The organism is Acinetobacter sp. SM1B (genome assembly GCF_003289665.1).
In the GTDB taxonomy this organism is placed as follows: domain Bacteria; phylum Pseudomonadota; class Gammaproteobacteria; order Pseudomonadales; family Moraxellaceae; genus Acinetobacter; species Acinetobacter schindleri.
Window position 1 is genome coordinate 1 of sequence record NZ_QMBM01000006.1, and the last position, 9,431, is coordinate 9,431.

7 protein-coding genes and 2 pseudogenes are annotated in these 9,431 nt (G+C 35.2%); 6 read left to right on the forward strand and 3 right to left on the reverse strand.

What is annotated here, in order from left to right; translation table 11 throughout:
• Nucleotides 1-49 precede the first annotated feature (49 nt).
• Both C8322_RS13710 and C8322_RS13715 read left to right on the forward strand, forming a co-directional pair.
• Nucleotides 50-316, forward strand: a pseudogene (locus C8322_RS13710) (tyrosine-type recombinase/integrase); the annotation flags it as partial.
• A 102-nt stretch (nucleotides 317-418) separates the two neighbouring features.
• On the forward strand, nucleotides 419-1,654 hold the full coding sequence (locus C8322_RS13715; RefSeq protein ID WP_082191078.1) for a tyrosine-type recombinase/integrase: 1,236 nt from the start codon (nucleotides 419-421) through the stop codon (nucleotides 1,652-1,654).
• A 410-nt stretch (nucleotides 1,655-2,064) separates the two neighbouring features.
• On the opposite strand, the gene C8322_RS13725 is transcribed toward C8322_RS13715, so the two are convergent.
• Nucleotides 2,065-5,130, reverse strand: coding sequence for a tyrosine-type recombinase/integrase (locus C8322_RS13725; RefSeq protein ID WP_004810419.1), 3,066 nt, complete (start codon nucleotides 5,128-5,130; stop codon nucleotides 2,065-2,067).
• Between the two features lie 481 nt (nucleotides 5,131-5,611).
• Between C8322_RS13725 and C8322_RS13730 the strand changes: the two are divergent.
• From C8322_RS13730 to C8322_RS13745, 3 genes and pseudogenes are all read left to right on the forward strand, one after another.
• Nucleotides 5,612-5,808, forward strand: a pseudogene (locus C8322_RS13730) (IS3 family transposase); the annotation flags it as partial.
• A gap of 275 nt (nucleotides 5,809-6,083) precedes the next feature.
• Nucleotides 6,084-6,398 (forward strand): hypothetical protein, encoded by a 315-nt coding sequence (locus tag C8322_RS13740; RefSeq protein ID WP_004810418.1) that lies wholly within the window; start codon nucleotides 6,084-6,086, stop codon nucleotides 6,396-6,398.
• Between the two features lie 653 nt (nucleotides 6,399-7,051).
• The gene (locus C8322_RS13745; protein ID WP_111810794.1) at nucleotides 7,052-7,774 is read left to right on the forward strand and encodes a hypothetical protein; all 723 of its coding nucleotides are present in this window, start codon (nucleotides 7,052-7,054) and stop codon (nucleotides 7,772-7,774) included.
• 154 nt (nucleotides 7,775-7,928) lie between these two features.
• Here the strand turns inward: C8322_RS13745 and C8322_RS13750 are convergent, their stop codons facing one another.
• On the reverse strand, nucleotides 7,929-8,153 hold the full coding sequence (locus C8322_RS13750) for a DUF2798 domain-containing protein (protein WP_004733276.1): 225 nt from the start codon (nucleotides 8,151-8,153) through the stop codon (nucleotides 7,929-7,931).
• A 13-nt stretch (nucleotides 8,154-8,166) separates the two neighbouring features.
• Nucleotides 8,167-8,499 carry a hypothetical protein gene (locus C8322_RS13755; RefSeq protein WP_004282109.1) on the reverse strand — a complete coding sequence of 111 codons (333 nt, stop codon included), beginning with the start codon at nucleotides 8,497-8,499 and terminating at the stop codon, nucleotides 8,167-8,169.
• Between the two features lie 243 nt (nucleotides 8,500-8,742).
• Between C8322_RS13755 and C8322_RS13760 the strand changes: the two genes are divergently transcribed.
• The gene (locus C8322_RS13760; RefSeq protein WP_034705871.1) at nucleotides 8,743-9,354 is read left to right on the forward strand and encodes a recombinase family protein; all 612 of its coding nucleotides are present in this window, start codon (nucleotides 8,743-8,745) and stop codon (nucleotides 9,352-9,354) included.
• Nucleotides 9,355-9,431 lie beyond the last annotated feature (77 nt).

The following is a 9,431-nucleotide window of genomic DNA, read 5'->3' on the forward strand; positions in this document are numbered from 1 at the left end:
GGATAGTCTCTCAGAATATTGACTCTCCGACAAACCCGGTACGGTTCAATCAGTACATAAAACTATTAGTGATATGACCTTTAACTTAGCTTTAAACCGTCTAGGTTATGAAGGAAAGCAGAATCCCCATGGGTTCCGACATTTGGCAAGTACCACGATGAATGATCGATTCAGTGATAAGGAACAGGTCATTGAAGTTTGTCTGGCTCATAAGAAAAAGGGTGTGAAGGGTGTCTATGATAAATCACAGCATTTAGATGAGCGCCGTGTGCTAATGCAGTGGTGGGCAGACTATTTGAACCAGTTAAGGGCCTAATGAAAAAAATTTAGCATTTTTTTCTTCGTTTTATATGTTTGGAGATGACATTTTTTTTCTTGTGATATTTCTCGCTGTAACACATCTACATGTTAAATCTATATGAATAGATATGACGTACACCCAAGAACAAAAATAAATGATGCTTTGCTTATGGCTCTTGACATAGAGTCTAAAGATTATCGGTTTACTGTTGCAGAAAAATTTTATCTATTGGTTAAAAAGACGGGTAAAAAATATTGGCAACTCAAATACAAGAAAGAAAATGGACAATGGAGTTTTCACAATATAGGGGTGTTTCCTACGGTAAATCTGAAACAGGCGAGAAAATTGGCAGATGAGTTTTTTGAACAGCTAGATCAAGGTGATTTTTCTTTTGGAAAAAATACAAAATTGGATAAATATAAACTGATTACATTGATGGAAAGTTGGTTGAAAATATCAAAACTGAAATGGTGTAAGAAATATACTACATCAGTATTCAATGCAATTAGGAATCATGTATATCCTGAATTTGGAGAGCGTGATTTTAGAGGTATTAAATCACAGGAGTGGCTGTCCTTTTTTCAAGGTTTATGGGGGAAAAAATTAAAATCAGTCATGGATAAACTGTATGGTTTTGTCAATTCTGCCTATATCTGGGCAGCAATAGAATATGAATTTCATACAAATCCTTTGCCAGCAATCAAAAAGTTTATACCTAAATATGAAAAACAAGGTTTGAAACGTATTGATATTAGTGAGTTGGATCAATATTTAAAGGATATTCGTGCTTATGATATTGAGTATGTCAGTATTGGATTAGAGTTGGTTTTGTTGTTATTTCCAAGAAATAAAGAATTTCGCCAAGCGAAATGGGAACAGTTTAATTTAGAAAAAAAATATTGGATCAAGCCAAAAGAGATTATGAAAAATGGAAAAGGACATAAAGTATCGTTATCCCGCCAAGCTGTCGAATTACTCAAAAGATTGAAGGCGATTCAAAAGCCCTCAGTATATTTATTCCCTAAGCGTGGAGATGCTAATAGTTATATGAGTGAAGGTCCATTTAATACAGCGCTAGAAAAAATGGGTTATAAAGATCGAATGAGTATGCACGGGGTAAGATATCTTGCGAGTACGGCGTTAAACAATGCTTTTAGTTCTAAACCTCAAGTTATTGAAGCAGCGTTATCTCATCAAAAAAAGGGGGTAAAGGGTATTTATGATAAAGCAGACCATTTTGAAGAGTTGGCACGCCTGATGCAGTGGTGGGCCGATTATATCAATAATCCGCATATAAAGAGAAAAACTAAAATACCTAAAATATACAGAGTAAATAAAAGAACTAAATCATAGAAAACACCTAGACTATATAAGACACCTGGTTATTTAATATCAAGCCTATGAATAAAAATTCCTTATAATCAAGGGATTTTTAATCGAAAAAAAATTCAGGTAGTAGTGCTCGATATAGAGATTTCACTTCATCAAAGCTAATGTCAGGTTTCTGGTCCAGCAATTTCTCAATCCATAAATAGATTGCTCGATAATTGCTACAGTTACTATCCTGTTTGAAGAAGAGTGCAAGAGTATAACCATCGAGAATCTGAAACTCATGAATTAACTTAAGTAATATATGATTGATCTTTTCTCTATTAAGCATCATCGTATCTCTTATTATTTTTGAAGATTATTTTTAATATAAATTTCAGGAGTTGTCTAACTCCAATATGTAACTGAAGATTATAATTTATTTGATATTGATTCTAAACATATAGATTTTTATTAAATGCGCATAATAGAATAATACTGTACTTAAGAAAACTGAGTGATTTATTGGTATTTTTTGAATTTAAATATATACGGAAAGAATTTTTAAATTTTCCCTGTATAAGATTGCTTTGATGAATCTTATTTAGCCATAAAGCTTGGTCTAAATCCTTGTTTTTGATTATATTAGGTATCTCAATAGTCCAATATTGAGGTGGAAAAAGAAGGTGGATTACCTCTAGAAAAGTATTAAGTTGATCTAATTCTTTAATATGAAATATTAATCCTGATTCAGAAGTATTTACCTTTTGAATAAATATTTTTAAACCACGAATTAGATTTTTATTATCTTTGGAATAATCACCCAGTTGTTTGAAAAAATACGGAATCAGTTTCTTTTCTTCAAAGGTTTCTATACAGGGCAATATGCGTCCACCTTTGTCAGGATTGATCATGAATCGTGATTTACCTTTCTGATTTTTCAGCATCTGTAATTTACAGATGTTGTCTTTGCATTCCTGAAGGAATGCACGGGGAAGATTCAATTTTTTAGCGATGTAATCAATATCGTCAAAACGTTCACAGTGTCTGATGATTTGGATGGCCATATAGGCGGAGATACCTGACTGAGCCGTGCCCGGATACCATTTTTCGTTACCGCGCTCATTTTTTTGGATAACGGATGGTTTAGCTCTTTTAGAACTTTTTCTATGTGTAATGCTATTTTTCAAATGTTCTGAAGCCAGGTTTAGCCTAAGCATCGGACTTAAACTGCTTGGATGGATGTCTTTCGAGGTGGGTTTGATCGAAAGGCCTGGATGAATCGTCTTAATAGTTGAGTATGGAATGGGTGGATCATATTGGCTAAGTTTATAGCCCGCCATAATAAAGCATAAGTGTAAATAGCTTTTAAAGGTCTCTTTGGGCGTGATATGGCCGAGTAAATGGGCGAGAATATACCAGAGATCCTGTGCTGCTTTACCGCGTATCAGGTCACTGCGTATACGCTCATAATCCTGCTGTGTGTAATCGCTAAAGATCTTAACCAGTTCATAGGGCATGTTGAGGATCAGTGCTAAATGATTGGCAGCAGAATGTCTGAGGGTATGAAAAGAATACTGGCATCCCGGTAATACCCTATTGATCAGATTCGAGAAAATCTGGGCAACAAATGGTGCGGATAAACGTTCACTGCTATTCCAAAGGGTAAACAGATAGTCATTTTTGCTGAAGCTTAGCCGTCTGGATAAACAGTAGTCCTTAAAAGCATCATGTTCCTCGGAACATAATAGCGTACTGACTGGAATATTGCGTTCAGCGCTGTCCGTTTTCAGGGTATGTTCCTGCTTGCTGGAGCGATAAGGTCTGATCCAGATGGATGTACATGCAGGGCCTTCGAGATCTTTAATTCGCAGGCCTAAAATTTCATTAATCCGCATCCCGGTACGAAAGGCGAGGGTCAAGATAATTTTGAGCATCTCGGCATCATGCTGGTTAAAACTGCCACGCTCCACATAATCAGGCAGAAGAGCAAGTACAGCGCAAAATACTTTGCCTGAAATGATTTGTGTTTTGGGATGGGAGGATGCCTGAATATCGTGGAACAAGGGAAAGTCTTCTGATTTAAACAGAATTTTTTGGAAATGATGAAATCGTCGTAGAAGGTCAAATTTTTGATGCGAGGACTTGGTATTTCCTCCCATGATCTTGCTGTAGATATTCTCAAGGTGCGTATTGAAATCAGGATCTTCCGTATAGGGAAGTGAATGCAACAACCAAGCTTCTGCAAACTTGGCATAGTAGCTATAGATTGAGGATCGTTTTAATTTCTGCTGATAGTCTAAATATTTGAGCCAATCTTCTGTATTGAGACTGAAGAGCTGACTCAAGTGTTGTACTTGCGCTGTACTGAGTTGAAACATGCTAATCAGCCACAGGCAGATTCGGATTGATGCCTCAGACAAGACCGCATGTTCTTGGGTCAAATAGTTAATGAGTTCAGTTAAGCAGTCTTGATTGTGTCGAATGGTCTTGAGTAAATACTTATGCAGTTTTTTGACGCTGGTCAGTGATTTTTCATTCATCACGGTGGTTGAGCATTTTGCTGAAGGTCTATTTTTGATATGGCCATCATTTATCTGTGCTGAAAATAATACTGGTTCCAGATAGTTTTTGAATGATGACAAGGCTAAACCGCAGGTTTCATTTTTGTCTTCCAGGCAGCGGCTTAAAGCAGTATCCAGTGTGACATTATCTAATTGCATCCAGTGACAGCTTGCCGAAGTCAGTAGCTTGGAAACCTCGAAATATTGACCTGTAAAGCCCATTTTTCTGAAGATAATACTGAGGTAGTCAAAGGCATTCATACACACAGGCGGGGAGTGTACAAGGTATCGGGCTAGCCAGAGTTGGGTGATGCGGTCTAAAACCAGTGTACGTGATTTTCTCAGTGGTGCATCAGGATGGTAGATATCACCATAACCCGGAGATAAGGGTTCAAGAAAGATAAGATGGAGATCTACAGCCTTAATGTGCTGGATCATTAGACCTTGTTTTAACTGCTCAAGAAATGCATCCAGGGTATTTCGTGTAGAGATCCCCGCAAAGAGAATACTCGAGATCAGGATATTGCCAATAATTTCTACATCTGAAAATTGTTGTGATGTATTCCAGTAACGCCACAGCTTTTGATGGATCATATGAGCGTACCTGGACCGCTCAAGCCATTCCCGGTTGAATTCCATGGCCTCTCGTTCCATGCTTAGGAATTGTCGTGAAGGCAGATCGAGCTCTATTTCATAATGCTGGTTGAACAGCATGATCTGCCTGCGATAGCAGTGATATAGCATTTTTTTATAACGGACTGAGGAGGCTTCACGTTCAATGGCAGCTTCAAGTTGTTCTAGCAGTCCTATGTGTTGATGATTCTGGTAAGCCTCAAATAACTCATCTAAAGGCAGATGCGTTTGGATAAAGCTGTGAGCCTGCTGCATCTCCTTTTGTATGACCTGTTTTCGTTCTGTATGACGGCGTTCACTGGCGAATTTAGCAATTTTTGGCATCGTTACATCCCATCAATTAAAAAGAGAGCAGTACCTTGCACTATGTCCGTCACGCCAATCTTTTTCGCTTGAGATAACACTAGAGGATGAGACGGAGATCCTATTCTTTTGTACATAGAGGTTTTTTCATTATTTTATGGTCTGTCTCTATGATAAAACTGAAATGATCTTTATGACCGTGTGTTCAAAAACTTGGGAACAAATGGGCAGATTTTTGTTGAAGAGATTGTGATTTTGAAAATGAAAAAGAAGAATTTAAAGTAGTTTTTCTTAGATAATGCTTTGAAAATAAATAATTTTTAATGTAGAAAATCTCTTTGATTTTTAGGTATATTGTATTTTTTTAAATATTTAACAATATTAATATATTGATGAATAAAATAAATGAGCCATTTTTTAAATAAGATGAAATTTTGCTGTCTGGAAACGCGATGGTATTTTATAGAGATGAGATTAAGTGCATAAAGTTCTCAAAAAATAAGTTGCTGAGAGATTTTTTAGCTGTTAAAGCGAGAGAGGATAAAGAGAAAAATCTATGTGACAAGAACTGAAGAAAGGTCGGATATCTTTGAGTATATAGAGATGTTCTACAATTCAAAACGCACAGATGGTTCCAATGGTCAGCGTTCTCCATTAGATTATGAAAAGACCCATCAAAAGGTAGTTATGTGTGTCTAGAATTTTGGTGGCTATTCAGAACTGTAATCACTGAGACATATGTAGAATTAGCTCGTAGAAAGGCTCAACTTATACAAGAACAGTTTGCCAAACTCCTTGGTGTTTTGAGACGTATACTCGAATCTTGGGAACAAGGTGCTAGAAGACCTTCAGGAGCAGCAACATCGCTTATTCGATTATTTATTGTTGATCCACAACTTGTAAAAGAAAGCTTGGCTTAATTCATATAGCTGTCGATAAAGGGCTATTCGCTATCACTAGATTCGAGAATTATTATGAAGCATTTAGGATTTGTTGGAAAAAGTACAGAATATCTTGGACATACACATGTTGAAATTATTAACAGTTCTCTACGGCTGTCTTTCAATGTCTCTTCCGAGAATAATCTAGAAGAAACGTTTAGAAGAATTGTAGAAAAAAACTATGATTTATTGATGGCGACTTCAGCAGAAATCTCATTTGAATTAGATAGCGAGATGATTACTAGGGCTGAAAACCTAATTAAAGAGCAAGGTATTGAACTAGAGGAGTTTATTCAAGATATCCTGATTAAATTTATCAATCAAAACCAACTAGATATTTCCTACTAGTTACCATATTTAGACAATAAAAAACCCCGGCATCCTGCCGGGGTTTTTCGTATTGGTTCGCTCGGTATAACTCCTGTCGTACCTTACTGTCCTTGTACTTATCTTTTGTTATTCTTGTATGGAACTTCTTGTTCCTGATGAGTTCATCATAGGAAAATTCCACTGTTCCAGGTAGCCGCAAGGGGCCGAGATTTATGTACGCCAGGGCGTACAAAATAGCCTAAATTTCATCCACAGAAATTGGGGATAGTTTTCGCCCTGGAAGAGCTGAGAACATTGGGAAAATGCCAAAATTGAGCATTTTTTTAACCGATTTTATTGGCGAAAGATCAAAGTTGCTTAAAAAACACACGAGTTGTAAAATCGTGTGTTTTTTGATCTTTTTAATTTACGTTTTATTGATATAAGTATTTGATAAATATTAATATTTTAAAGGACGTTTCATATAGTGCCCATTATGTTAAGTGGGGGTAAGAATACAAGGTTATAGCTATGAATATTTACTAATACATGTGAACCAAAGTCTATATCTTATTGCTTAGACCTTAATATGAAATTGATCTGCAGAAACTGAGAAATATTACAGGCTTGAAGGCTTGAATATTTTTTATTCATCCCTACTACTATACAAAGTCATAAGTAAGAAGTAAAAAATGAGAACACAACATACGTTGAACCTATTCCAACAAAATATTTTTGTTCAGCAGGTCAATATTAATATAAATATTTATCCAGTAGTTAATACGATGCTGCAAGATCTCAACATAGCATTTAATGATTTTAAAACATCTTGTGAATTTTCTGGTGAGATTGAAGTTAGAGAAAAAGCTTTAAATCTATTAGCTAGATATAGGACTGTAATAGAAAATAAAAAAGATTTTTATCATGCAGTTCCATCTAGTTACTCATATGCGAATAATTATAATAATTTAAGTAAACATCAATTGTTAACCTTAAGTTTTCTTGAAACGGGGTTGATATTGCTTTCAACTTTCTTAGAAAACGCGGCTAAATTTGATAGCCAAAAAATTTCGATTGGTCTCTATAAAGATATTAAAGATCTTTATGAAAATTCTTTTATGAACAGATTAGATAGTCGTTTTTGGTATGACTTACAATTATTTGAATTCTCTATCAAAGAAGAGGTAATTCCTAGTTGGAATCGTTCACAAAATAATTTCGTATTCTCAGCAGATCAGCTTGAAGATTTTTTTTCCAAACATAGACGTTCTGTACTAAAAGATATTAGAGGTCTGGATAATATTATTAATCCATTAGATAACTATGAGACATCTACTATTTTCCAAATGTACAACAAAGTAGAAAGCTTTAAAGAAAAATTAGAATTGAAAAAGCTAATTACTGTCAGTGAGTAAAACTTTGGGACTCGGTTAGTTTTGCTAAAATTAATATAATACACGTTATACGAAATGCCCTTGATCAAGGGCATTTTTAGCCGCTACTTAACGTAGAATATCTTATGCAAAGTGAAAAACGACGGTCTATTGTCCTCGTTTCATATAACATTCATTATTTCAACTGAGGATAAAAAAGCTTTAAAACGATCTTTTTTGAGAAAGGAACAAGAAACAAAAGACATGGATAAGCAATAATCCAATTAATCATCCATTGTGAAAAAACAATTGATAATAAAAATTTATCTTCATTTAAAGCTCCTAGAATAGCGTTAATGCCACTCATAAAGAATGAGACAAAAAGGGGAATCAAAAACCCCTGTAATGATAGCTTGTTCATTGATTATTAAGATTTAAAATATTCTTGAACTTTTAAAATATTTTTTTGAAATATTATTAAGAGTTTCTAATATAAGATTAGAATCTTGACTGATTAGAGCAATATTAAGTTCAGACATATAATCAATTAATTGGCTTTTTGCTTTTTTTGCAAATTCAGGAGTAACTTCTTGATCTTCGTACAATAAGACGTAGTTCTTCGCAAACCCATAAATAAGAAATAAGGCCGAATTATCTAAATTATTATTGTTGCCAATTTCTTGCTCACATAAAATTTTTAACTGCTTGAAAGCATCTGTTCCATTTGGTAAAGCTTTAAAGTTTTCAAATATAAATTGGAATTTCATTTTGGGGACTCACTTAAAAAGAAACTCTACAGCTTTAGTCACTCCCAATCAATATCTAATTTTTCCAAAATTAATATGATACGTATTATACGAACTCCCAAAGCATGGCTTTCAGTCATGCTTTTTCTATCAAAAGAGTATAGCTGAATGATAGCGAGCCAAATCGCATACAATATCTATTATTAGACTTAATTTAATAATTAAATGATAGTGTTATCATTAATCTAATAGAATTAAGATTAAATGATAGAAATGAATACACGTATTTATCTACGAGCTTCAACTAAAGATCAAGATGCAAAAAGGGCTTTGCAGATTCTTCAGGATCTAAACCAAAACTTGAATTTGGGTGAAACCATTGTGTACGTGGAAAACTATAGTGGTACGAAGTTAGACCGACCTGAATTGAATAAGCTGCTGTCAGAAGCAAATCAAGGTGACACCTTATTAGTTGAAAGTATTGACCGCTTATCACGCCTAACCCAACGAGATTTTCAAGAGCTGAAGCGCAGGATCCAGGAGAAGGGACTTCGTTTAGTCGTAGCGGATCTTCCTACTACCTACCAAATGATTCAAACCAGTGACAGCATTACTCATTCAATCCTGGAACTCATCAATAATATGTTGATTGATCTCCTGGCAACAATGGCTCGTCTAGACAATGAGAAACGTATAGAACGTATTAAGCAGGGCCTGGCACGTTCGGGTTACAAGCCAACAGGTAAGAAAGCCAATGAGGCTAAGCACAAACGAATAAAAGAATTGCTAGCAGCTGGCAATATGACTAAGGAAGAAATTGCCAAAGCAGTGAATTGTGGAGTTGCAACTGTCTATCGAGTTGCTAAAGTTATCTAAAAGCGGACATTTTTACTTTGGAGAAACCAGAGGTGGTCCCACTTGTTTGAACAACTAAAAGCGTATTTATAAGTGAT

Coding starts and splice junctions, on each gene's coding strand:
- C8322_RS13755 (WP_004282109.1), bottom strand. CDS start 8,499: ATGAAATTCCAATTTATATTTGAAAACTTTAAAGCTTTACCAAATGGA.
- C8322_RS13740 (WP_004810418.1), top strand. CDS start 6,084: ATGAAGCATTTAGGATTTGTTGGAAAAAGTACAGAATATCTTGGACAT.
- C8322_RS13745 (WP_111810794.1), top strand. CDS start 7,052: ATGAGAACACAACATACGTTGAACCTATTCCAACAAAATATTTTTGTT.
- C8322_RS13750 (WP_004733276.1), bottom strand. CDS start 8,153: ATGAACAAGCTATCATTACAGGGGTTTTTGATTCCCCTTTTTGTCTCA.
- C8322_RS13715 (WP_082191078.1), top strand. CDS start 419: ATGAATAGATATGACGTACACCCAAGAACAAAAATAAATGATGCTTTG.
- C8322_RS13725 (WP_004810419.1), bottom strand. CDS start 5,130: ATGCCAAAAATTGCTAAATTCGCCAGTGAACGCCGTCATACAGAACGA.
- C8322_RS13760 (WP_034705871.1), top strand. CDS start 8,743: ATGATAGAAATGAATACACGTATTTATCTACGAGCTTCAACTAAAGAT.